At 40.0% G+C, this 25,019-nt stretch carries 24 protein-coding genes and 2 pseudogenes; 6 read left to right on the top strand and 20 right to left on the bottom strand.

Going from position 1 to position 25,019, the window contains the following annotated elements; all coding sequences use genetic code 11:
• Positions 1–52: 52 nt before the first annotated feature.
• A complete protein-coding gene (locus ACI3ES_RS04270; RefSeq protein ID WP_036068311.1) occupies positions 53–991 on the top strand; it encodes a dihydroorotate oxidase in 939 nt (312 codons plus the stop codon).
• A 29-nt stretch (positions 992–1,020) separates the two neighbouring features.
• On the opposite strand, the gene ACI3ES_RS04265 is transcribed toward ACI3ES_RS04270, so the two are convergent.
• Entirely contained in the window at positions 1,021–2,277 is a 1,257-nt protein-coding gene (locus ACI3ES_RS04265; RefSeq protein WP_142511512.1) for an acetate/propionate family kinase, read from the bottom strand.
• A 253-nt stretch (positions 2,278–2,530) separates the two neighbouring features.
• On the opposite strand from ACI3ES_RS04265, the gene ACI3ES_RS04260 reads away from it, so the two are divergent.
• Together ACI3ES_RS04260 and ACI3ES_RS04255 are read left to right on the top strand one after the other, a co-directional pair.
• A complete protein-coding gene (locus ACI3ES_RS04260) occupies positions 2,531–3,388 on the top strand; it encodes an N-acetylmuramoyl-L-alanine amidase (RefSeq protein WP_036068307.1) in 858 nt (285 codons plus the stop codon).
• Positions 3,388–3,687 (top strand): hypothetical protein, encoded by a 300-nt coding sequence (locus tag ACI3ES_RS04255; protein WP_004910387.1) that lies wholly within the window; start codon positions 3,388–3,390, stop codon positions 3,685–3,687. Before ACI3ES_RS04260 ends, ACI3ES_RS04255 begins: the two co-directional genes overlap by 1 nt.
• Positions 3,688–3,717: 30 nt before the next feature.
• Here the strand turns inward: ACI3ES_RS04255 and ACI3ES_RS04250 are convergent.
• Positions 3,718–5,901, bottom strand: a pseudogene (locus tag ACI3ES_RS04250) (Tex family protein).
• A 159-nt stretch (positions 5,902–6,060) separates the two neighbouring features.
• Between ACI3ES_RS04250 and ACI3ES_RS04245 the strand changes: the two are divergent.
• Entirely contained in the window at positions 6,061–6,639 is a 579-nt protein-coding gene (locus ACI3ES_RS04245; protein WP_142511513.1) for a phosphoribosyltransferase family protein, read from the top strand.
• On the opposite strand, the gene ACI3ES_RS04240 is transcribed toward ACI3ES_RS04245, so the two are convergent.
• The 11 genes from ACI3ES_RS04240 to ACI3ES_RS04190 all read right to left on the bottom strand — a co-directional run bounded on the left by ACI3ES_RS04240 (position 6,636) and on the right by ACI3ES_RS04190 (position 18,023).
• The gene (locus tag ACI3ES_RS04240) at positions 6,636–7,811 is read right to left on the bottom strand and encodes an iron-containing alcohol dehydrogenase (RefSeq protein ID WP_142511514.1); all 1,176 of its coding nucleotides are present in this window, start codon (positions 7,809–7,811) and stop codon (positions 6,636–6,638) included. The two genes, ACI3ES_RS04245 and ACI3ES_RS04240, sit on opposite strands and share 4 nt — an antisense overlap.
• A gap of 152 nt (positions 7,812–7,963) precedes the next feature.
• The gene (gene aroD, locus ACI3ES_RS04235; RefSeq protein WP_036068303.1) at positions 7,964–8,851 is read right to left on the bottom strand and encodes a type I 3-dehydroquinate dehydratase; all 888 of its coding nucleotides are present in this window, start codon (positions 8,849–8,851) and stop codon (positions 7,964–7,966) included.
• A 41-nt stretch (positions 8,852–8,892) separates the two neighbouring features.
• Positions 8,893–9,447, bottom strand: coding sequence for a hypothetical protein (locus ACI3ES_RS04230; protein WP_036068301.1), 555 nt, complete (start codon positions 9,445–9,447; stop codon positions 8,893–8,895).
• Positions 9,448–9,451: 4 nt separating this feature from the next.
• The gene (locus ACI3ES_RS04225) at positions 9,452–10,252 is read right to left on the bottom strand and encodes a shikimate kinase (protein ID WP_036068299.1); all 801 of its coding nucleotides are present in this window, start codon (positions 10,250–10,252) and stop codon (positions 9,452–9,454) included.
• A 13-nt stretch (positions 10,253–10,265) separates the two neighbouring features.
• Positions 10,266–11,117, bottom strand: a complete 852-nt coding sequence (locus tag ACI3ES_RS04220; protein ID WP_036068296.1) for a prephenate dehydrogenase/arogenate dehydrogenase family protein — start codon at positions 11,115–11,117, stop codon at positions 10,266–10,268.
• On the bottom strand, positions 11,114–12,418 hold the full coding sequence (gene aroA, locus ACI3ES_RS04215; RefSeq protein WP_036068293.1) for a 3-phosphoshikimate 1-carboxyvinyltransferase: 1,305 nt from the start codon (positions 12,416–12,418) through the stop codon (positions 11,114–11,116). The genes ACI3ES_RS04220 and aroA overlap by 4 nt, the downstream gene beginning before the upstream one ends.
• Before the next feature lie 46 nt (positions 12,419–12,464).
• Positions 12,465–13,643, bottom strand: coding sequence for a chorismate synthase (aroC, locus tag ACI3ES_RS04210; protein WP_004910406.1), 1,179 nt, complete (start codon positions 13,641–13,643; stop codon positions 12,465–12,467).
• 1 nt (position 13,644) lies between these two features.
• Positions 13,645–14,709, bottom strand: coding sequence for a 3-dehydroquinate synthase (gene aroB / locus ACI3ES_RS04205; RefSeq protein ID WP_036068290.1), 1,065 nt, complete (start codon positions 14,707–14,709; stop codon positions 13,645–13,647).
• Positions 14,706–15,698 carry a 3-deoxy-7-phosphoheptulonate synthase gene (gene aroF / locus ACI3ES_RS04200; RefSeq protein WP_036068287.1) on the bottom strand — a complete coding sequence of 331 codons (993 nt, stop codon included), beginning with the start codon at positions 15,696–15,698 and terminating at the stop codon, positions 14,706–14,708. Before aroF ends, aroB begins: the two co-directional genes overlap by 4 nt.
• Before the next feature lie 31 nt (positions 15,699–15,729).
• Entirely contained in the window at positions 15,730–16,554 is an 825-nt protein-coding gene (gene aroE / locus ACI3ES_RS04195; protein WP_036068285.1) for a shikimate dehydrogenase, read from the bottom strand.
• The gene (locus ACI3ES_RS04190) at positions 16,551–18,023 is read right to left on the bottom strand and encodes a transketolase-like TK C-terminal-containing protein (RefSeq protein ID WP_407632029.1); all 1,473 of its coding nucleotides are present in this window, start codon (positions 18,021–18,023) and stop codon (positions 16,551–16,553) included. Before ACI3ES_RS04190 ends, aroE begins: the two co-directional genes overlap by 4 nt.
• A gap of 109 nt (positions 18,024–18,132) precedes the next feature.
• Between ACI3ES_RS04190 and ACI3ES_RS04185 the strand changes: the two genes are divergently transcribed.
• A complete protein-coding gene (locus tag ACI3ES_RS04185) occupies positions 18,133–19,053 on the top strand; it encodes an IS30 family transposase (protein ID WP_012268558.1) in 921 nt (306 codons plus the stop codon).
• Here ACI3ES_RS04185 and ACI3ES_RS04180 read toward each other — a convergent pair.
• The 3 genes and pseudogenes from ACI3ES_RS04180 to xerC all read right to left on the bottom strand — a co-directional run.
• Positions 19,042–19,512: pseudogene (locus tag ACI3ES_RS04180) on the bottom strand (transketolase); the annotation flags it as partial. The gene ACI3ES_RS04185 and the pseudogene ACI3ES_RS04180 overlap by 12 nt on opposite strands.
• A gap of 356 nt (positions 19,513–19,868) precedes the next feature.
• Complete coding sequence (locus tag ACI3ES_RS04175) at positions 19,869–20,747, bottom strand: aldose 1-epimerase family protein (RefSeq protein WP_004914160.1); 879 nt, start codon at positions 20,745–20,747, stop codon at positions 19,869–19,871.
• A gap of 40 nt (positions 20,748–20,787) precedes the next feature.
• Positions 20,788–21,690, bottom strand: a complete 903-nt coding sequence (gene xerC, locus ACI3ES_RS04170; protein WP_004914163.1) for a tyrosine recombinase XerC — start codon at positions 21,688–21,690, stop codon at positions 20,788–20,790.
• Between the two features lie 155 nt (positions 21,691–21,845).
• Between xerC and ACI3ES_RS04165 the strand changes: the two genes are divergently transcribed.
• Complete coding sequence (locus ACI3ES_RS04165; RefSeq protein WP_114666642.1) at positions 21,846–22,280, top strand: hypothetical protein; 435 nt, start codon at positions 21,846–21,848, stop codon at positions 22,278–22,280.
• Between the two features lie 32 nt (positions 22,281–22,312).
• On the opposite strand, the gene ACI3ES_RS04160 is transcribed toward ACI3ES_RS04165, so the two are convergent.
• From ACI3ES_RS04160 to ACI3ES_RS04145, 4 genes are read right to left on the bottom strand one after another with little or no spacing between them, the layout of a single operon-like run.
• Positions 22,313–23,656: a PFL family protein gene (locus ACI3ES_RS04160; RefSeq protein ID WP_114666641.1), complete on the bottom strand. Its 1,344-nt coding sequence runs from the start codon at positions 23,654–23,656 to the stop codon at positions 22,313–22,315.
• Positions 23,657–23,700: 44 nt separating this feature from the next.
• Entirely contained in the window at positions 23,701–23,994 is a 294-nt protein-coding gene (locus ACI3ES_RS04155) for an ACT domain-containing protein (RefSeq protein ID WP_004912231.1), read from the bottom strand.
• Between the two features lie 27 nt (positions 23,995–24,021).
• Complete coding sequence (locus ACI3ES_RS04150) at positions 24,022–24,525, bottom strand: ASCH domain-containing protein (protein ID WP_114666640.1); 504 nt, start codon at positions 24,523–24,525, stop codon at positions 24,022–24,024.
• 26 nt (positions 24,526–24,551) lie between these two features.
• Positions 24,552–24,995 (bottom strand): nucleoside 2-deoxyribosyltransferase, encoded by a 444-nt coding sequence (locus ACI3ES_RS04145; RefSeq protein WP_004912238.1) that lies wholly within the window; start codon positions 24,993–24,995, stop codon positions 24,552–24,554.
• Positions 24,996–25,019: the final 24 nt, after the last annotated feature.

The following is a 25,019-nucleotide window of genomic DNA, read 5'->3' as shown; positions in this document are numbered from 1 at the left end:
TTTCAGCTATAATTAAATAAATATTTCACAAGGGTTGAAAGGATTTTCTACTATGAATTTAACTGCTACGATTGCTGGTTTTAACTTTGAACATATTATGTTAAATGCGGCCGGTGTGATGTGTCAAACTGCCGAAGAATTAGATAGTGTGCTGGCATCAGCTCATACAGGAGCTGTGGTGACAAAATCAGCTACATCTAGCTTACGTCCCGGGAATCCAGCGCCTCGCTATTACGAATTACCTAACAAACTTGGCACTATTAATTCGATGGGGCTCCCTAACGAAGGGTTCAACTACTATATGGATTATGTCGCAAAAAAACAAACTCACAAGCCTATTTTCTTTTCAATTGCTGGATTATCAAAGCAAGAAAATCTTGAGATGTTGCATCAATTACAAGATTCAGACTTCAATGGTTTAGTTGAACTCAATCTTTCTTGCCCAAATGTTCCCGGAAAGCCACAAACTGCTTATGATTTTGAAGCAACACAAGCAATTCTGACTGAAGCTTTCACATTTTTCACAAAACCACTAGGTGTTAAGTTGCCCCCCTATTTTGATATCGTCCATTTCGATGACATTGCTAATATTTTAAACCAATTCCCATTGGCCTTTGTTAACACCATCAATTCAATTGGCAATGGTTTGGTCATTGACGACGCAACCGACACTGTTGTCATCAAACCAAAAGGCGGATTTGGTGGTGTAGGCGGAACACTGGTAAAAGCGACTGCACTTGCAAACGTTCGCGCCCTTCGCTTGCGTTTAAATCCTGAAATCAAAATTATTGGGACAGGTGGCGTTACTTCTGGCCGTGATGTGTATGATCATATCTTATGTGGCGCTGATTTAGTAGAAGTTGGCTCACAGTTAGCCATTGAAGGCGTTGCCGTCTTTGAACGACTCGAACGTGAATTATCCGAAATCATAATAGAAAAAGGTTACACATCACTTGCGGATTTCCGCGGTCAATTAAAGGTGATTGCATAAAAAAAGTTGCCAAATTAATGGCAACTTTTTTATTGGTCGTTTTTCAAGTGTTCAACATCACGCGCAATCATTAATTCTTCATTTGTTGGAATTAACAAACCTGTAACCGTTGACTCTGGTTTTGTAATGACACTCTCCTTACCACGAACATTGTTAGCCGTCTCATCCAAGACAACACCAGCAAATTTCAAGGCATTCAAAACTTTTGCACGGGTTACAGGGTCATTTTCACCAATACCAGCAGTAAATATGATAGCGTCAACACGTCCCAATTCAGCAAAATATTGACCAGCATATCGAATCACGCGGTCATAAAACATGTCCAAAGCTAACTTAGCGTGAATGTTTGTTTCTTGGACATCTTCCAAATCACGCATATCGCTAGAAATTGTTGAGACACCAAGCAAGCCAGATTTTGTGTTTAGCACTTTCAACATTTCTTCATTGGAAAGGCCTTCGCGTTCTTGAATATAGTAAATCAAAGATGGATCAACGTCTCCCGAACGAGTTGCCATTGTCAAACCAGCTAATGGCGTGAATCCCATGGAGGTATCAACTGATTTACCATTTTTGATAGCCGTTACAGACGCACCAGCACCAAGATGAAGGGAAATAGCGTTGAATTCGTTTAATGGTATACCTAACTTTTCAGCTGCTCGTTCCACGACATAGCGATGTGAAGTACCATGAGCACCATATTTTCTTGCACCATAACGCGCATAATATTCATAAGGTAAGCTATACAAGTAATTTTTTTCTGGCATAGTTTGATGGAATGACGTATCAAATACGGCCACAGAAATTGCATGAGGTAATAACTTTTGGAACGCTCTAATTCCCATTGCGTTGGCTGGATTGTGCAATGGTGCATAAGCTGCCAAACGATCAATTTTTGCTAAGACTTCATCTGTTACCACTACCGATTGATTAAACCACTCACCGCCAGCAACAACGCGATGACCAACACCAGTGATTTCCTGAAAATCTTTAATAATACCCAGATCCGACAACTTTTGCAACATGATATCAATTGCTTCATGATGATCTTTAATAGCTAAAACATGTTCATATTTTTGACCACCATTTTTAGTGAGCGAAATTTGTCCTTCTTCGGCACCAATCAAACGAACAGGTTCAATATCTGCACCATATTTAATAGTAATAACGGCATCAGGCATCCCAATCCGCTCAATCATACCTTGTGTAATTACTTTTTCTTCGGGCATTTCTAATAATTGAAATTTCAGTGAAGAACTACCGGCGTTTACTGCCATTGTTTTTGACATCTGCGTCTACTCTTTTAATCCTTTGTTTATACTATTGTTCCTAATTTAGGAATTATGCTTATTTATTGTAACATATTTCATCAATAATGAAAACGTTTACACAAAATTTCTTTTCAAAACTTTTTTCAAATGAACTGCGCTTTTTTATGTTGATAAATGTTCTTACATGGCATTTTAAAACTTCTTACCACGTTAAAAAAAGAAATATGTTACAATTATTAGCGCAAGCAAAGAAACATATTTTAGGATAATTATGGTAAAAAAGTGGCTATTTAGTAATTTAATTGGTGTGATTATCACCACAGTTGTCCTATTAACGACTTTGGGATTAATTATATCGCTTATCTCAAAAACTGAAACCTTTACGCGACCCGATAACGTACAATTACGAACAGGTCCCGGCCGGCAATATCGTTCGACTGCCTCACTCAAGCGCGGTACAAAACTGATTATCATGGACAAACAAAATGGTTGGTGGCACGTACGACGCTCTGACAACGAAAAAACTGGGTGGGTTGCAAGTTGGGTCGCAAATTCTGTTAGCTTGAAACGTGCTACTGCATTGAGTGAAGCCACTATTGTATTAGATCCAGGTCACGGCGGTACTGATACTGGCGCCTTATCAAAAAACGGCAAGTATAAAGAAAAAACTTACACCCTACGAACTGCTAGACTAGTCCGCTCCGCCCTAGCGTCAAGTGGTGCTCGCGTTTTGATGACACGAGACAGTGATAATATTGTACCTTTACTCAAAATTCCTTTGGTTGGTGAAAAATATAAGGCAGATGCACAAATCTCGTTTCATTTTGATTCATCCACAGTTAGTGCATCAGGCATTTCTCAATTTTATTACCATAAAAATGGTCAAAGCCTAGCTCAGGCATTAAGTGACAGCCTCAACAATATGCCCCTGACTAATCGTGGTGTTGATACAGCACCATATATTGTACTCAAAGACACCACACAACCTGCTGTTCTGCTAGAAAATGGCTTTATCAATAATAACAAAGACCTCAAATACATTCGCAAAACCAGTTATCAAAAGAAAATCGCAAAAAATGTTGTTGCTGGACTAACAAACTACTTCACCAAAAATACGGAGATGAAATAATGGCCCTATTCAAAAAAACACAAACAAAAATTGAACAAAATGCAACTAATCAGGCAACGGAACATGTCGAAGAAAAGCTTGAAGGCATGATTGTACAGCCATTCGCCTACAAAAAGTTGTTAATCATTTATCGTATCGAACAATATCCAAGCACTAGTAATCATATCGACAACAAAATTTTAACATTTGATCAGAAGGAACCGCTATCTGAGCGCCGCTATCACGAAATAATTGAACGATTAAAAAACGATGAGAGTGATCGTATTTCAATCGTCAACATTTTACCTCTAGTTGACTAAAAAAAATCGCATCAAAATGATGCGATTTTTTTATTTGGGCGCTAACATCGTCAGTGCTATCCTTTGACGTTTTTCATCAACAGATAGTACCCAAACATCAACTATATCACCAACTGAAACAACTTCTGCCGGATGTTTAATACGTCTCTTGCTCAAATGAGAAATATGCACCAAACCATCCTGTTTTACTCCTAGATCCACAAATGCACCAAAATCAACCACATTTCGAACTGTTCCTTGTAGTTTCATGCCCGTTTTCAAGTCTGCAATATGTAGCACATCAGATTTCAATAACGCACTAACCATTTCAGATCGACCATCACGGCCTGGCTTTTGTAAACTCGTGATAATGTCATGTAGTGTTTGAACACCAACACCTAATTTAGCAGCAGTGTCTGAGTTATCCAAAAGACTTAAAGTTTTATTGGCTGTTGAAGATGATAATTCATGAATTGACAATCGCCCCATATCAATGATTTGAGTCGCAATGTGATAACTTTCAGGATGTATATCTGTATTGTCCAATATGTTTTTGCCATCAACAATTCGCAAAAATCCTGCCGCCTGCTCATAAGCCTTAGGTCCTAAACGCGGAACGTCCTTTAACTGTGTGCGCAACGTAAATGGTCGCCCGTTTTGACGATAAGCCACGATATTTTCTGCTAATTTTTGATTAAGCCCAGCTATATGCGTCAATAATTTTGCTGAAGCTGTATTTAAGTTAACACCCACTTGGTTGACCGCTGTTTCAACAACAGCATCAACTTGTTCATCAAGTGCTTTCGCATTCAAATCATGTTGATATTGACCAACACCGACGGATTTCGGATCAATTTTGATTAGTTCTGCTAAAGGATCTTGAATTCTTCGAGCAATCGAAATCGCACTGCGTTCTTCAACGTGTAAATCTGGAAATTCCGCTCTAGCAGCCACAGAAGCTGAATAAACCGATGCACCAGCTTCATTAACAATTGTGTACTGAACACCCTTTATCAGGTTTTCAGCAACAAATTCTTCCGATTCACGCGATGCTGTACCATTCCCAATAGCCACTAGGTCAACATTAAAATCTTGCAATAATTTTTTAAATGTTGTTGCTGCTTGCTCTCGTTCATGCTTACTTGCCGGTAAGTGAGGGAAAATAACTTGCTTAATCAAAAAATTACCGTTACCATCTATAATGGCTAATTTTGAACCAGTTCGAAAGCCCGGATCAAATCCCATCACAATTTTATTTTTCAAAGGTGCTTGCATCAGCAAATGATACAAATTATTACCAAAAACTTGAATGGCTTGTTGTTGCGCAATTTGTGTTAATTCTTGTCGAATTTCTCGTTCAATGGCCGGCTGAATAAAGCGCTTGTATGCATCCTCAATCGCAAACTGAATCATCTCGGCATTGCCACTTTCAATCTGTTGATTACCAATAATTTTAATTTTCATAAAATGCAACAATCGAGTAGCCGGAAAATCAATTTTAACGGATAATACGCCTACTTTTTCACCACGATCGATTGCCAAAATTCGAAATTTATTTTCTTTCAACGATTGAATTGATTCATCAAAATCATAGTATTGTTCATATATTTTTTGTTCATCTTTGGCATTAGCACCTCTTTTCAACGTCGACAGGATGTGACCATCACGCATCATTCTAGTCCGAAGCCATTGCCGATAACTCTGATCCTCGCCAAACTGTTCCGCCAAAATTTCATGTATACCAGCAATTGCATCCGCGTCACTCTTTATAGTCTCATTAAAGTATGCGTGTAAACGTTCATTAACAGACATACTTTAATGGTTCAATAACCAGTCAGCCAGCGATTGTAACCCATTTTCACGGGCAATCATTGCTTTTGTACGTCGCTTTTGTTTATATGGCAAATAAATATCATCAACTTCACGTATATTTTCTGCATCAATGATACTTTTAGACAGTACTGGCGTGAGCTTATTTTGCTCATCTATCGCACGTAAGACTGTATTTTTTCGTTCGGACAGTTCTTGAATTTTCTTGCTTGTAACCTGTATTTGACGAATTTGCACTTCGTCTAAGTTACCAGTCATTTCCTTACGATATCTTGCAATAAATGGTACGGTGGCCGCGTTGCTTAATAATGTCAGCGTTGCACCAACCTGTTTAATCGTCATACTTGGTAATGAATCGCTAATTCGACGCACTAATTCTTGTTCTGTTAATTCATAAGTTGTCATACGCTTGATTATAGATCTGTCTGATCTAGTTTGTTCTCCTCAAAAAATATTTAAAATCGTGACTATTGCCCAATGATTCGTAAAATGATAAAATTTCAGTATAAAAATATGGATATATTAATTAAAAAACGAACATTAATGAGATTGGAACAACATATCATGTCTGAAAACTATCAAATCACCCTTTCCAAATTAAAACGTGACCTACCAATTGTCCCTATCAAATCAGATCTAGCGATTGCTTCTTTTGTACTGCTAGGTGATGCTGAATTAGCACACGTAGCTGCGGTTGAATTGTCTAAAGCAATTGATTTTGAATTTGACTATATTGTGACACCTGAAACTAAAGGCATCCCACTTGCTCAAGAAATGACTAGGCAAACTGGCAAAAGCAACTACATTGTCATACGCAAAAATGTGAAGTCGTATATGACTTCACCGCTCGTAGTCGAATCGTCAGCAATCACCACAGCCACACCCCAGACACTAGTTTTGGATGGTAAAGATGCTAAAATAATTCATAACAAAAAGGTGCTAGTGGTTGATGATGTGATTTCAACCGGCGGTTCTCTGACAGCCGTTGAAAAAATTTTATCACAAGCAGGCGCACACATTGTTGGAAAATTTGCAATTCTAGCTGAAGGGCAAGCCAGTCAACGTGACGACATTACTTTTTTAGCAGCACTGCCTCTTTTCAAATTAGGTGCTGATGGTCAATATCATATTATTAAGGCTTAAAAGCCATCATTATCCATTGAAGCTTCAAATAAAGTAACAACATCTTCACTATTAAGGCTAACATAACCATTCGTAGTTAGGCTACCAACGGCAACAGCACTATCTGCCATTGCTTTGAAATTTGTCGTGTCGGTAATGCCAACACCAGGTAATGTCGTTGGCACTTCTAGTGATTTAATCCAATCAAATGTGGCCTGGATTGCCTCACCTGCAACTGATTCATCATCTCCCAACAATCCCCAAACATGGCGCCCAAATGCTGCAAAACGAGGAAGCGTCTCCGCAGAAAGCGCTTTTTTCATCCAGCGCGGTGTTAATATGCCTAATCCGACACCGTGTGTAATATCATAATACGCTGACAATTCATGCTCAATTGGGTGTACTGTCCAGCCATTAACATTACCAAGTCCAACTGTGCCATTCAATGCCATGGTTGACGCCCACATCAAGTTAGCGCGTGCCTCATAATTTTCAGGTTCTACCAGCGCAACAGGTGCCCATTTGATAACGGCACGGTAAATACCTTCAATCATGCCACGTGAAATATCACTATCTTCCGACTGATCAAAGTATTGTTCTGATAAATGACTAAAAATATCAATTGCTCCCGCAGCAGTCTGCCATTTTGAAACTGAAAATGTCAAACTTGGATCTAAAAATGATACATCGGGCTGGCGTAATGTTCGCGTGCCCAGTTTTTGCTTTGTTTCAGGATTACTAATCACAGCATTTTTATTCATTTCTGTTCCGGTAGCAGAGAGCGTTAAAATATCAATCAACGGCATTTGCGCTGTCGCTTTTTGGGAATCTAGCACCAAATCCCAAGCATCCCCATCATAATTTTTGGCGACCGACACAACTTTGGCTGCATCAATCACTGACCCACCACCTACTGCAACAATCACATCAATATCATTTTTTTGGACAAGTTGTTGTCCTTCACGCACTGAGTCAATTTTAGGATTAGGTGCAATGCCTGAAAGTTCGAAAACCTCGTAATCTTTCAGCGCACGCTTAACACGGTCATACAGACCATTCTTTTTAATTGAGCCGCCACCGTAAGCCAGTAGGACTTTTTTACCAAAAGGTGCAACGACACCTGCCAACTCAGTGTCCAGTCTATTTTCTCCAAAGTGGATATCTGTCGTATTTTTAAATGTAAAATTATTCATTTCTTCAAATCCTTTACTATTTTGTACATCAATTATAACACGCGAGTCACGTGACAATATCGCTATCAGTAGACAACAAAAAACGCCACTTCCTAAGAAGTGGCGGGTAGGTAGATAGATACTACCCAGTTGGTCAAGACAATTATAGCAAATTACTGCCAGGCTTGCAACAATTCGCTTATCGATATCTGTCCTGGTGCACTAATTGGTGTCCCATCTAACGCAGCAAACGTTAATTCAGAGCCAAATTGATAACCAATAATCCGAGTTTTTTCACCTAATTGGCCCATACTCATTGTAATCAGTGGCTTATCTTGTGATTCCGAAAAGGCCCGCGTTGCTGACAATAAGCGATCAACGTCATTGTCATTTTGTGGCATCACTGCTAATTTAATAACATCAATGTCACTTCTAGCCATATCTACCAGCTGCGCGTGCAAATCATCGGGAGTTTGATTCATGTCATGATACGACAAAATCACGGGTACCTGCTGTTGTCGGGCAGTGGTAATCACCTTCGCGCGCAGTTCTTCAGGCATTGTATATTCAATATCCACGGCAGCAAAAGGATAACCAGATTGTAAAGCAAAAGTTAAAAATGTGGCTACTTCAACTGGTGACATTTCACCTTTTCCGCCTTGAGACTGAGTGCGATAAGTTAACAATACTGGAAACTCACCAACACTGTTAAATACGGCAGCAGTCAATTCCTTGATTACTTGCTGATTCATCATCGGCCAATTTGCCAAAAATTCTTGTTTAGCGTTGTCAATTTCTGCCAGCATTTTAGCTTCAGTCATTGTCGAGACATTTTTTTGATTCAGTTCCGCCTGCGCACCAGCTTTTACCTGCTGCCACACCACTGCTTGACTAAAATCATCAGCGATATAATCAGCTCGCCATTCAACAATATCTGGGTTCTGTGCCTGCAATTTTTGGGCAAAAGGTGTTAGTTTACCAGTTGGTCCTAGCATCAATGGCACTGCAATGAGTGGCTTGTCAGTTGTTGCTGGAATATGTAGTAGTTGTCTTAGTGTCATGCCTTTAATCCTTTTTTTGAGTCATTGTTCAAAATGACTTACTAATTAATATGATACACTACCCAAATCATCGGTGGTTTTAAAGTTTGTCGCACGACGTAACGTGAGTCACGACTCTCAGGTAATTTATTAAATTGATCAGCAGAAATAATAGTCAGACGGTCTTGGTCATGGATAAAATCTGTCATCGCCACCATTTTACTGGGGGAAAAGATAACTGATGGTCCCCAAGCATCATCTAACCCAACCTTAGTTAAATAGCGCTTCATCAGGCCTTCCGTTGCTGCATGTGTTAAGGCGATATTTCGCTGATACGCCAAATTTTCCACAACAATTAATGGCATCAATGGTAATGAAAATGTGGCGCGTACTGTTATATTTTCCCATGATAGATAATTGAAATCAACCCAGTTTAGATTTTGCTCCTGATTGGACTTAAAAGCCACTGGCATGATAAGTTCGTCCCCACTAAAATCTGATAAATGCGTTAATATTTCTTCAAAAGTATCATGCAAAATCAAAGTTTGATTCGTCATATAATGCGTTGCAGCAATTTGTGAATCTGTACCAACTGGTCCCAAAGTGTGTAATTTCATAGTTTTACCTGTTTAGTTGACGGTTTTCTTTATCAATCGCCGCCTGCATGAGAATCGCCATCACAGCATCAATCATATCATCCGTAATGTCCTCTGAAAATGCAAAATCTGCTTTTAAATCATTTCGCAAGCGGACCATTCGATTTTTTTGAACTGTTGCTATCCCAAATTTTTCTTTATATCGCGCTACTGATGAGACTACCTCTAATCGCTGTGCAATGATTTTAAAAATTTGACGATCAAAAGCATCAATTTGTGAACGAAGTGCCAATAGAGCTAACTCATCCTCGTTTGCACTAAATAAGGCAATGATTTCAGCTGCAATCCGTGCAGGTGTTTTTCCGACCGTTTCTACCGTCATGTTGGCAACACTTTGATATTTTGGATCACGTTCTTTCCAGAGCGCAAAAAATTCTGCGGTGGACTTCTCTTGCAGTAGTGGCCTTTGCCCTTCAATGATAAGCCGACCGATTGTACTCTCTAAGTTGCCGTGCAAATAAATGATTGTTGCGGGTGAATTTTTTAAAACAGCTATATTTTCAGGTCGCTCAACGACACCGCCACCTGTTGCCACCACACCATTAAAAGTTTGCACTGACGCCAACACCTGCGTCTCAAGCGCTCGAAAGCCAATCTCACCACGTTCTATAAAAATTTCAGGAATTGTTTTCCCTGCAACGCGTTCAATTTCCGAATCAATATCAATAAATTGTGAATGATGCTGACGTGCGATTTCTTTACCAACGGTAGTTTTTCCAGCACCCATAAATCCCACTAGCATCAGTGTATCTGGTTCTTTAATCATGATTTTTCCCTAATTATCTGTCTAATAATGTTTCTCGTGACGCTTTTGCTTCAGTAATCATTGCCATCAGTTTAGAACGATCATTGGCAAGAATGGCCGTATTAAACTTTTCCAATTCAACTATCAGTTGTTTTTGACTATCTAAAACAGCAGCGCTATTACTCAATAAAGCGTCTGTCCATAATTCTGGATCGCTAGCAGCAATACGAGTTGTGTCTTTAAAACCACCAGCCACATACTGACCGAATTTATTTGCTGCGCCCAAACGGCTAGTGGCAGCGTTAACCAGTGCAAAAGCCACAATATGTGGCACATCACTGATCATAGCCATTAAATCATCATGTTCATCGACTAACATCGTTTTAAAATTTGCGCCAAGTGGCCTGAATAAGTCAATTAAGGGATCGCTCGTGCTAATGGTACTTGGCATCAAAAAGTAAATAACATTATGATATAAGTTTATGTCTGCCGCATACACACCACTTTTATGCGTGCCAGCCATGGCATGACCCCCAATAAAAGTGATATTTTGTGGCGTTAACAATTTTTCTGCTAACGCCATAATCTCACGTTTTGTTGACCCCGTATCAGTAATAATCACGCGCTTTTTCAACGTCAAATGACTCAACTGAACGATTAGTTGGCTAATAATATTCACTGGTGTTGCTAGAATAATAACGTCCATTTGCGATGCTATTTGTTCGATATTTGACGCTTTTTTAGTTATAATCCCTGTTTTTAAAGCAAAGTCTACTGCTTTAGTATCTGAATCAACACCAGTTACTTCGTGATTAGCATTTTGAGATAATACAGCCGCTATTGAGGCGCCCATCTCACCTAAACCGATTATTGCTATTTTTGTCATTTTTTCTCTCTCATTAAGGCGTTCATATCTTCCAAAAAACCTGGATATGACACGCTCATTGCATCTTCACCCATCAATACAACGTCACCTTTAGTAATTAAGGCAGCAATGACATTCATCATACCAATGCGGTGATCGCCGTGAGAATCGAGCAATGCTGACTCGTTAAGCGCGTGTAATGGTGTTTTACCATGTATAATCATGCCATCTGGCGTTTCTTGAATATCTGCACCGATTTTACTTAGCTCCGTTACCACTGTGGCAATTCGATCCGTTTCTTTGACACGAAGTTCTTCAGCCCCAGTGATAACGGTGTCACCAATCGCTTGCGTAGCAGCCAATGCTAAAATTGGCAATTCATCCACAGCGCCGGGAACATCTTCAGCTGTAATTTCAATACCATGAAGCGGTTGTGCTTTAACCATGATATCAGCCATTGGTTCGCCTTCATTTTGTATCTGATTCACGTTGATGCTCGCACCCATGCGTTTTAACAACTTCAGTACCCCATCTCTGGTTGGATTAACACCAACGTTTTTGAGGATTATGTCTGAATTAGGCGTAATTAGACCCGCCACAATGAAAAATGCTGCACTTGAAATATCGCTCGGCACGATGACGTTTTGCCCGAATATCTCTGGTTGTTTTGTCACTTCAATAACACCATTTTTACTGTTAATTACACCACCAAATTGTTTTAACATTCGCTCTGTGTGGTCACGAGTTGGCAACTTTTCAATCACTCTAGTCACACCGTCAGCCTGCATACCCGCAAGTAATATAGCACTTTTTACTTGCGCAGAAGCAACTGGCATTTCGTAAGTTATCCCTTTTAATGTCTTATTCGCATGAAGTGTGGCTGGCAAAGTGCCATCCTCAGCTAACGCGATGTTGGCACTCATTTGTAGTAGAGGTGTTGCGACGCGTTTCATGGGTCGCTGACTAAGAGAATCATCCCCAAATAATTGGATATCAAAAGGCTGGCGACTGAGTAGCCCCATTAACAATCGTGTTGATGTCCCCGAGTTTCCCATATCCAGTGCTTGTTTTGGTACCTTAAATTGCTTAATCCCGCGTCCAACAACATGCAATTTTCGGCCATTTTGTGTAATCGAAACACCCAAATGTTGAAAAGCTCTCATTGTATGCATCACGTCATCAGACGGCAAGAAATTTTCAATATTTGTTTCACCGGTTGCGATTGCGCCAAACATCAACGCGCGATGAGAGATAGATTTATCGCCAGGCACGATAATTTCACCATGAAGGCCAGATTTAGGGGCTTGTGTCAATTTAATCATTGTTTATGTCTCCAATTTTTATGTACGCGGTGAAAACCGCTTATTTTTAAAATGATCTAATTTCGTCACGATAACGTTCAACTTGTTCTTTCATTCGATCAATATTATCTGCATCAAACTTGTCTAACACCGCTTTGGCCAATTCAATAGCAACCATCGCCTCAGCAATAACTGCTGCAGCTGTCACGGCCGTCGTATCTGAACGTTCAATTGACGCCTTGTGGTCTTGATGTGTATCAATGTCAACTGATTGCATAGGACGATAAAGTGTTGGGATAGGTTTCACAACGCCTCTCACAACAATCGCCTCACCAGTCGTCATGCCTCCTTCAAAACCACCCAGATTATCAGAACCACGATAAAAGCCACGCTTTTCATCCCAAAAAATTTCATCCATAACTTGGTCGCCAAATTTTTCAGCATTATCAAAACCGCCACCAAATTGAACACCCTTAAAGGCATTTATGCCAACAATTGCGCGCGCAATTTTAGCATCTAATTTTGTATCAGCCGATACGTACGAACCTAGTCCAACTGGCATTCCAGTGGCCATAACCTGAACCTGACCACCCACAGTGTTAGCATTCCGTTTTGTTTGATCGATTACTTCGCGAATTGCTGCGTCGGCCTCAGCTGATAACGCTCGTGTTGGAAAGCTCTCTGTCACTAAACGTAATTCGTTTAAATCATGATACTTTGTTAAGTCATTCAAATCCGATTTAGCGGGTCCAACATTAACCACAAAGCCATGAACATCCACACCAATTTCTGATAGTAACTTTTTGGCGACTGCACCTACTGCTACTCGCATTGTTGTTTCTCTGGCAGATGATCGTTCTAATACATTACGCAAATCATCATGATGACGATACTTCATACCACCGACCAAATCAGCATGACCAGGACGTGGACGTAAAACTTTTCGTAGTGTGTTTTCTGATGTTGCCGGATCATCTGGCGCCATAATTTTAGACCAGTTATTATGGTCGTCGTTATGAACGTTTAATGTGATTGGCGAACCTAAGGTCAGTTGATGGCGAACACCAGTGAGAAAAGTAACGGTGTCTGTTTCAATTTTTTGTCGTTCACCACGACCATATCCTTGTTGGCGGCGCGCCAGTTGCTCATCAATATCAGCTTGTGTAATATGTAATCCAGCCGGAATGCCTTCAATGACGGCAATTTCTTCCGGTCCATGGCTTTCGCCAGCAGTTGTATAACGCATATTAATTCTCCATAAATGCCGGCATATCGGCTATATTTTTCTTAACAATAATTGGCTCACCAATCTTAGCAAGTGCAACTAAGTTTAACACGCCACCGTGATTTTTTTTATCGTTCACTAGATGTTTGAAAAAATTAGGTGTGCCAATCAACGGTGAGGTTGTCGGTAATCCAACTGCTGTCAAACGATCGCGCAATGAATCAGTCATGCCACTGGGGGTTATACCGTCACGCTCAAAGCGTTGACTAATGGCAATCATACCAATGGCTACTGCTTCACCATGACGGAGTTGACCGTGTGCCAGTAACTCAATCGCATGACCTAACGTATGACCGAAATTCAAAAACTGACGTTGCCCAGATTCTTTTTCGTCAGCCATTACCACTGATGCTTTGTAAGTAATTGCTCGCTCAGACAAGGTCTGTGCTTGACCACGTATGTCTGAAACACTCTTGATTGTACCGGTCAATTGATAAAAATCGCCACCAGTCAGTGCTGATGTTTTGACCACTTCCCCATATCCTTCGACTAAATCACGATCAGACAACGTGTCCAAATAAGTCGTATCAACTAATACAAGATCTGGCTGGTAAAATGATCCCACAATATTTTTTGTGTCACCTAAATTAACAGCTGTTTTGCCACCAACAGACGAATCAACCTGCGCGGTGAGCGATGTGGCAATTTGTACAAAGGCAATGCCTCGCATATATAAGGAAGCGACCACACCACCCAAATCACCAATGACACCACCGCCCAGAGCGATGACACCATCGCCACGTGTGAATCCTGCCGAAGCCATTTTTGAAATCAATTCACCAACAACAGGCAATGATTTTGATGATTCTCCAGCTGGAACAGTCAGCGGCAATACCTCATAACCTGCAGAACGTAATTGCATTTCAGTATCTGATAAGTAAACCGGTCCAACATTACTATCTGTCAGCAATGCTATTTTACGTTTGCTCCAAACTTGACTCAGTTCTTCACCAATGTGCTTGTGTAGTTGTTTATCAATCTTAACTTCGTAAGTTTTTGTTGCTAATTCAACAATCACTTGACTCATTTAATTGCCTCCCGAATTTGACGTATCTTGTCTGCTAACAGTTTAAATTCATCCGGCGTCAAAGCTTGAGCACCATCAACAAAGGCATGTGCAGGATCATCATGAATTTCTGTCATCAGTCCTTGTGCGCCTGCTGCCACAGCAGCTAATGCTAGGGGCGTCACAAATTTAGAGACACCAGCCGCATGAGAAGCATCAGCTACAATCGGATAGTGCGTCAACGATTGCAAAACAGGAATTGCAGAGACATCTAAGGTATTGCGTGTGTATTTATTATCATAGGTACGGATACCGCGCTCCATCAAGATAATTTGGTCATTGCCACCTGCAGCAATGTATTCTGCAGCATTCAACAAATCGTCAATCGTAGCTGACATACCACGTTTTAATACTACCGGTTTTTGTTTCTTGCCTAGTGCCTTCAACAATGCAAAGTTTTGCATATTACGTGTACCAACTTGAAAAATATCGGTATATGAATCTACCAAGTCAACATCTCGAGTGTCCAGTATTTCGGTCACCATATCCATCTCAAGGGCATCAGCGGCCGCGCGATGGGCTTTCAACCCTGCTTCACCATTACCTTGGAAAGAATATGGCGAGGTTCTAGGCTTAAATGCGCCACCGCGTAACACGGTAGCCCCAGCTGCTTTAACTGCCTTTCCCATGGCCTCAACGTGAGCTGGAGACTCAATTGAATCAGGTCCTGCCATCAATGTGAAATGTTGTCCACCAATGACGCTGTGAGGTGTTTTAATGATCGTATCTTCTGGATGAAAATCACGTGACGACTTAATTGCTGAATGATGGTTGGTAATAATCTCTACAATTTCTGATTTTACTTCATGTAACTCAGTTTCAGACAAAGTCTTGACACCTGCTAAAGCAACGCGGTTATCATGAACAAACACTGGTTTAATTGGGTTTTGATGGTCTAACATCTCAGCAATATGCTGAGCAGATTCTTTTGATTTTGCAATAATTATCATGTTTTATTCTCCACTTTTTATAATAATGTCTTTAAGATGTAATGGCTGCTGCCATTAGACGTCGATTCGCTGGCTGGTCAAACCAATATTCAAAACTTAGCGCGCCTTGATTAACTAACATAGATACACCATTCATCGTCAACAATCCACGTTGTGACGCTGATTTTAAAAGCGCAGTCTGCTGATTGCGATAAATAATATCAACTACCAGACTATGCAAAGGCATGAGTGATAACTGATAATCTGTTAGCAAAGTTCGCGCATCGTTCATGCCAACAGTTGTTGCATTGATTAGCATATCTGTTTGGCGCAATGCTTGTGTTAAAGCCTGATTGTCAGCCAAGTCTTCCAAATGTCCGATGCCTTGACTCAAATAGGCAATTTCAGTCTCGCGTTGCGACCAATTTTGATGTGCACGATTGAAAACAGATATATTTCTAACCCCATACTCTCGTGCACTAGCAATAATGGCACGAGCAGCACCACCAGTACCGATGACTACAATGTTTTCTTTGGGCTGTTGACGTTTAATACTTTGCCAAAACCCATCCCCATCAGTGTTCGTACCTACTAGTCTGTTTTTTATGCGTTTCACTGTATTAACGGCCTGTAATCTCTGTGCCAACGGTGAAATATCGTCCAAATAGTCGATAATTTGATTTTTATATGGTGTTGAAACATTAAAGCCATTAATTTGTAACGTCTTTAAACCAACAATCGCCTGCTCAAATAATTGTGGTGCTACCTCAAATGACTGATAATAAGCATCAATGTGAGCTGCGTCAATCATAGCGTTTTGCATCTTTGGTGATAATGAGTGTCCTGCTGGGTAAGCCAATAAACCATATAAAGTCATTTTAAGTCCTCAATAATTCGTGCACTGATTGCGTGAGCGTCAAATCCCAATTCGCGTAACGCAATGTCTGGTGCAGCGCTCATGCCAAAATCATCAAGCCCAAAAATCAGCCCATTATCCTGTGCGATTTCGCGCCATCCCAGACGAGTTCCTGCTTCTATTATGACATTTTTTGTAGCATATTCGTCAACAATGTTATGCCGTTTAGATTTTTCTAATGACTGAAATTTCCTAAGATTGGGCATACTGATGACATTTGCAGGAAAAGGTAACAATTCTTTGACTTTTATGGCAATTTGAACTTCTGACCCCGTAGCAATCAAATTGATTTTAGCCCGTTCGTTATGAATAATCTCTGAAGCGCCATATTTCTGAGCAGTGCTGGCTTGTACTTGATTACCTTGAGTGCCTAAATTACCACGACTCAAAATCAAGATTGTTGGTTTGTCAATTGACGTTAAAGCTTGTTGCCAAGCTAATGCTATTTCATTGGCCGTCCCTGGTCGAAGAACATCGACATTTGGAATAGAACGTAACGCCATTAATTGTTCGACTGGTTGATGCGTTGGACCGTCTTCACCAACAGTTACGCTGTCATGCGTGAAAACATAAATCACAGGTAATTTTTGAAGTGCACTCAATCTGATTGCAGCCTTCATATAATCAGAAAAAGCTAAAAATGTTGCGCCAAATATTTTTGTGTCACCATGTAACGCAATACCATTCATCACTGCGCCCATCGCAAACTCCCGAACACCAAACGCAATATTACGACCGGCACGATTTTGTGCATCAAACAAATCCGACTCAACGATTTCAGCATTGGTTGAAGCCACTAAGTCAGCTGAACCACCCCACAAATTGGGTAGTTGTTGCGCAAATTTTTGCAAAATATTCTTAGAAATTTTACGACCAGCTTGCTGTTTCAAATCATCATCAATTGTTGGTACTTTTAGCTTGCCTGCTTTTGTTGACAACTCATAAGCTTGCAGGGCTGAAAGAGATGGCTGTTTCTCTTGATTCAAACGTTGTCCTATTCGCTTTTTCATGTCTGATAGCAACTGAGCAGGTACTTTGAAATTTTCAATGGTAACATTTAAGTTTCGACTTAAATCAAGGAGATCCTTTGATTGTAATGGTGTGCCGTGCGCTTTATTTGAACCGGCAAATGGTCCAAAATCACCAATAACTGTCTTAACTGCAATTAAGGTAGGTGTATTACTCTTTTTGGCTATTTCAATTGCGTCATGGATTGCGTGTAAATCATTACCATCATCAACCTGTAATGTTTGCCAACCATAACTCTGAAAACGGGCAATGTTATCAGTCACATCAGTGCGCTTTTTTGGTCCATCTAAACTGACTTGGTTGTCATCGTACAAAACAATTAGCCGTTCTAACTGTTGTTGACCAGCAAGTGAAGCCGCTTCATGACTAACACCTTCCATCAAATCACCATCACCGACCAATGCGTATGTATAAGGCAGATTGTAAAATTAAACCGAACACCTTGCATAAAAAAACTGCAGAGACTTTAATGGTAATTGACTAAAATCAACCATAAAGGATCTGCAGCTTATGTCTTCTAGTTTATCAGCTCACGAACGTTCTGTCATTGAAACAATGATCAAACTTAATCATTCAACTCGAGAAATAGCCCGTTTCTTAAAGCGTTCTCCTGCAACTATTACCTACGAGTTAAATCGAATTAAACCATACAATGCACAACAGGCTCATCATTTAGCCCAGTGTAATCGGCACAAACACGGTCGCCATCCGACCCTAACACCTGAAATATCAGCTTTTTTGAACCATCACATTGGTATCTTGAAGTGGTCACCAGAAACGGCTGCTCATGTATTGGGTATTGCTTTCAAGACCATCTACAACTGGATTCATCATGGTTTGCTTAAAATTAAGTTATCAGATTTACCTGATAAAGGTATTCGACGTAAACGTCAATCTGACGGCCGTAGACGTGTTTTTGCTCATGGCCGTTCAATTGAAAAACGACCAAAAGCTGTCCAATTAAGACAAGAATTTGGTCATTTTGAAGTTGATACGATGCAATCTGGTAAAACACGTGGCGATGTTTTAGTGACCATCACAGAACGATTGAGTCGACAACATATCATGAGACATGTCAGTGGGCGCAATAGTCAGGCAGTGACACCAGCTATTATTAGGTTTTTCAAGGGTATAAAAAATGCTAAATCAATTACAGTTGATCACGGTCGAGAGTTTGCAAAATATGATGAAATAGAAGAACAGCTAGGCATACCGATGTATTTTGCACACCCATATTCACCAGAAGAACGTGGTAGTAATGAAGTGCTAAATCGATATGTCCGTCGTTTTATCCCAAAAGAACGCAAAATTGAAACCATCAGTCAGAAAGAATTAGATCAAATTAATCATTGGATTAATGCCAGGCCAATGAAAACGCTCAACTGGCAATCACCACGAAAAGTCTTTCAGAAACATGCGGTGTTCGGATGATTCTTGCAATCTGCCATAATGATTAATTACCTCAGGGTGATGAGCCCGCAAATGTTCCTCCGCCATCGCCATTCCCACAGCCATTCCCAATCCTTGTCCCAAGGGACCAGTTGTTGCTTCAACACCAGGTGTCACGCCAACTTCTGGATGGCCCGGAGTTATCGAATAAGGTTGCCTAAAAGCTTGCAGATCATCACTAGAAATATTAAAACCAGCCAGATGCAAAGTTGCATATAATAAGGCAGCGCCATGTCCAGCAGAGAGGACAAAACGATCTCGATTAATCATTTTCGGATTCTCTGGATTAATTTTAAGTTGATTAGCATACAATTCATACAGAATAGGAGCCGCTCCCAACGCTATACCAGGATGCCCTGAGCCAGCCTTGGTAATCATTTGATTCGAAAGTAATCGCAACGTATTAATTGTCTGCGTTTCAATACTAATATTTGTTGTCATATCATTCTCCGTAATATAAAAAACCGAACTAAGTGCATAACACTTAGTTCGGTTTAACAGAAAATTCATTATCTGAAAAAATAGAACGTCACTAAGTGTTCATTACAACTTAGTGACCCAACCTTTAAAAACTTCTGGTCGCCAAGTGCGTCGTTCCCGACACACGCAGCGTGCGACGGGTTTACATAAACCAGAAGTAAAAATAACTATTGTTGTTTAAGATTGTTTTGTTCATTTTTTCCTAACCTTTAATATTTGATGTTATTTATCATAACGGAATTTAATAAAGTTGTCAACAACTAATTAAATTCTCATAAAAAAATAAATTAACTCTACCTGCTAAACGTCTTGATTTTTTAAAAGAATTGTAGACTATAAGTGCCTTCAAACGTGTCACCTGCTGCCAAAACATTGACACCAAACTTTTCCTTGAAGTTACCACTAGCGTCAACAGTATCAGCAATACCCCACCATGGTTCAAGTGCAATGAACGGTGCTTGTTTGCCGGCTGGTGTCCACACACCAATATACTGTGCATTATCCAAAACCATGCGTAAACCGTGCTGATTAGCTAATCGCGCTAACAAAAATGATGTTTTCTGACGATCTAGCTTCAAAATAATCGCGTCATCATGATAATCCTCTTGTCGTAAACGAAGCGGAATACTTGCATTAAATGGTGTTGGATTATTAGGATTTGAATATGGTCCCACGAGGCGAACACGATCATACGTGACTTCTGGTTCAATTGACAAATAATAGTCGGAGAATTTACCGCCATCAAGAGGCAAATTGAAAGCTGGGTGCCCACCAACACTGAAGAACAATGATTCTTCCGTGTCCGGATTGTGGACAATATAGGCCACATGTAGTGTATCATCGTCCCCTAACTCATAACTAATATCTAGCTGAAATTTAAAAGGAAAAACACGATGTGTTGTTTCCGTGTCAACAATACGAAAAACAACTTTATTCTCACTCTGCTCAACAACATCAAAGACCATGTTGCGGGCAAAACCGTGTTGGTTCATGTAGTAAGTTTCCCCGGCCACTTTAAATTGGTCGCCACGTAGGCGACCAACAATTGGAAATAGATTAGAAGCGTGACGGCCCCAGTATTTGGGATCAGCAATCCAAATGTATTCCAACTCAGCATCTTTATGCCAAACGCTTGTTAGTTCAGCACCTTCTTCATTGATTTTTACAATTAGGTTTTTATTTTCAAGAGTTATCATAACTATAATTCTACCTTGTTTTTTGTCATTTGTGAAGCGTTTACTTTTTTGCGCGTGGAAAAAAATTTTGATAATTTTTCTGCAAGCTTTCTCGCGTAACGTGTGTATACATTTGCGTCGTAGAAAGATTGACATGTCCTAATAATTCTTGCACCGTACGCATGTCAGCACCGTGATTTAACAAATGTGTCGCAAAAGTGTGTCGCAACATGTGGGGATGAATTTTGCCAGTTAATGATGATTGTTTCATGAGCTGATCAAGAATATAAGTAATCCCTGCAGTTGTGATAGGTTGCCCACGATGATTAACAAAGACCACACGATGATCCATACCTGCTGTCAAATCTGATCGTAATCCATCAATATAAGTTGACAGCGCTATTGATGCAAAATGACCAAAAGGTACATACCTGTCTTTATTACCTTTCCCATGAATTAAAACTAAGCGTTGCGAAAAATCGACTTGCTCAAGTTGCAAACTAGCAATCTCCGCCACACGGGCGCCAGTTGCATATAAAAACTCCAGTAAAGCAGCATTTCGCTGCCAAAGTTTATCTGAATGATCATAGGCCACATCAAATAACTCCTGCATTTCATTTTCATAAAAAAACTCAGGTAGATGATTTTGATGTTTTCTTAATGCCACGTTATCAAATGGATTATCCAAAGCAAATTTATTCGCAATCAAAAATTGATAAAACATACGAAGGCTACTAATTTTACGCGAAATGGTTGTTCGTGCTAAATTATGTTCGTAAAGATCATTCAAAAACACGCGAACATCTAGTCCCTGAACGTCTTTAAATTGCGTAAATCCGCCATTTTCAGATAGATATGTTTCAAATTCGGTGATGTCAGTGAGATACGCTTTTAAGGTTTGCGGTGAGTATTGGCGCTCCGCTTGTAAATAATCATGATATAGTTCTAGTTCTCTCGTTGTCATATCTCATATTATACCCGCCTTTTAATGTTTAAGAACACTTTAATTTGTTTAGGATATACAAAACTTACCCAAACCCTAAATAAAATATCGTATAGTAATAGTAGTAAACTTTAAAATTAATCATCTAACTATACTTTGTGAACGGAGATTTGCTGATGAAAGTACCAATGACAACCCCATTAGAACAGCTGCGTAGCGGCTTAATGACTTTACAAAACAAGACACTTATTGTTATTGCTAATTTCCGCAATAACATTTTGCACAATCGTGACTTGCGACGTGAACGTCCTATAAAAATGTCAGATACACGAGAATTGACAATTGTTCCTTACGAAGAAAAATCTAAGGTAGTTGACAATACGAGCTTCGCCTATGCACTTGAAGCTTCCATTACTGAAAGCGAACAAAAACAACATCATAGTAAATTATTGCGTGGTTTCAAAAATTTCTTCTACCATCCCCTACGTGTATTAGCGGCACTCATTATTATTATCTTATCTGTATATATTGCGTTAATGTTTGTAAAAGCAACTAATACCAACCAAAATCCGATTTCAAATTCACAACCACAATACAAAACCAAAAATTAAAAAGATGAGAACCAATGACGGTTCTCATCTTTTTAATTTTTAAAGGAATGAATTGGCGCGGGAATGTGCCCACCACGATTAATAAAATCAGCACTTGATTTTTCAACAACTGGCATAACTGGTGCAGTTCCTAAAAGGCCACCATAATCGACCATGTCCCCGACGTATTTCCCAATTGTTGGCAAAATTCGAACGGCCGTTGTTTTGTTATTTTGTACGCCAATTGCTGCTTCATCAGCAATCATCGCACTAATCGTTGTAGCTGGCGTGTCTCCGGGAATAGCAATCATATCCAAACCAACAGAACAAACCGAAGTCATGGCTTCAAGTTTGGCCAAAGATAATACCCCAGCTTTCGCAGCATCAATCATACCAGCATCTTCAGACACAGGAATAAAGGCACCCGATAAACCACCAACGCGCTGTGAGGCCATAACACCGCCTTTTTTGACAGCATCATTTAGTAGCATCAATGCCGCTGTGGTACCATGCGCACCGACTTGCTCGAGACCAATTTCTTCCAGAACTTCTGCCACTGAATCACCACGTGCTGGCGTTGGTGCTAGACTAAGATCAACAATTCCAAACTCAACACCAAGACGTTGTGCCGCCAAAGAACCAACCATTTGACCAACACGTGTGATTTTAAACGCGGTCTGTTTGACAGTTTCAGCAACAACTTGAATCGACTCACCCTTAACTTTTTCAATGGCACGTTTGACAACACCCGGCCCTGAAACACCCACGTTAATGACAACATCTGGCTCACTGACACCGTGAAAAGCACCAGCCATAAATGGATTATCCTCAACCGCGTTAGCAAAAATAACTAACTTAGCATTAGCAGTATCAGATTTTTCAGCAATTGCCATCACTGTTTCACCCATTAATTTGATGGCATCCAAGTTGATACCTGCTTTGGTCGATCCAATGTTAACACTTGACATAACCAGATCGGTTTCAGTTAATGCGCGTGGCATTGACTGAATCAAAGCCAAGTCACCATTAGCAAATCCTTTTTGAACTAATGCCGAATATCCCCCAATGAAATCAACACCAACAGTTTTGGCCGCATCATCCATAGCATGAGCGTAGTACAGCATCTCATCAGGCGTTGCGTGCCCAGCAATTAAGGCAATTGGTGTCACACTGATTCGTTTATTAGTGATGGGTATGCCAAATTCACGTTCAATTTGTTCAGCTACCGAAACCAAATCTTTAGCATAAGTTGTAATTTTATTATAAATATTTTGGGCGGTAGTTTTCGGATCACCCGCCACAGTATCTAGTAAAGAAATTCCCATCGTGATAGTACGAATATCAAGATGTTCTTCTTCAACCATCTGAATTGTTTCAAGTATTTGCTTTGTTTCCATTTTGTCTCCAGTAAACTGTGCTGAGATAGATGTAATTATCGTACTCAGAAGAGTTGATCTTGCGTTGAAACACGTGACATTGTCTCAAATATTTCTTCACGTTGCGTATGAATTGTTACACCCAATTCAGCACCCAACTGATTTAGCTCATCTTGTAATGCGTTAAACTGTTCATCTAGTGTTTCTAAATTGACTAACATACTCATGGTAAAAATATTTTGCATGATAGTTTGTGAAACATCTAAAATATTAATATGATGTTTTGATAAATTGCCAGCCACAGCTGCAATAATACCTGGCTTGTCTTGTCCCACAACTGTTACAACCGCTTTACTCATAATAATTCTCCATTTCATGTAATTATTTTAATAACGATGTTGATGGCGAGATTGCCATACCTTATAAAGCTCATCTAATCCTGAATCCGCCAAAACTTTAGCATAAGTTTTTGGCACCTGTGACAAGGCAATCGCAGATAGTTGTTTCTCAAATGGTGCAATCCGACTTGATACGATTTTATCACATCGATAGGATGCCAAATCAGCTATCACATTGGTATCTTGGTGAATCAAACTATCATCAATTGTCAACCATCCTAATTTGCCTTTAACCAAAAATGGCTGAACCCAAGACGTCACTGTCAAATGCCAAGCATAACCATCTTCTTCACGAACAACTCGGTCAATATGTGCCGTTGCTAACGCTGTACGTTTCGGTAGCAATAAGTCAAAAACACCTTGTTGTGATTTCGCCGATGAAACAACTAAAAAATCTGTAACACTTCCGGGATGCCAAGAGCGATATTCTATTTTTTTGGAACCAACCATAATTTGTGAAGCGTATGGCTGTCGGATAACTAATGCTTTCATCTAGCTTCCTAGTTTAAAGATTAAACCTAAAAGATTTCGCCACTAAAAGGTATCTCAGCTAAGGCATCAAAATCGTAAGTGGCTAAGTCTTCTACGCTTGTTAAGTAGGCAGTCAACGGGATACCCATCATCAAATTAACGGCCCCTTCTTTTTCCTTAACGACAATTACTGGTATCTTGTTTGCAACCGCATATCCGAATTCCCATGCTGTTCCAGGGTCTACCTCCTGCCCAACATAGTCAATCACTGCTACCATAACATCTGCATTGTTAATGGCATCAACGTCACCATTATAAGTCGCGATTCGCCATTCGGGAGAAAACATTTCAAATTCTTCATGCTGATGTTCACGAGGTGAAAATACAGATGAGGCTGTTGCATTTTTTTTCAAAGCAGATTCCGCTCTTGCCACACGGTCAACTTGCTCTTTATCGAAAAAAGGACTCGCCAAGTAGATTGTTTTTGCCATTTTTTTGCTCCAATTTTGTTAATA

It is taken from the genome of Leuconostoc falkenbergense (assembly GCF_045801155.1).
Classification (GTDB): domain Bacteria; phylum Bacillota; class Bacilli; order Lactobacillales; family Lactobacillaceae; genus Leuconostoc; species Leuconostoc falkenbergense.
Note: the sequence above shows the minus strand (reverse complement) of the source record. Positions and strands in the feature narration are given on the sequence as shown.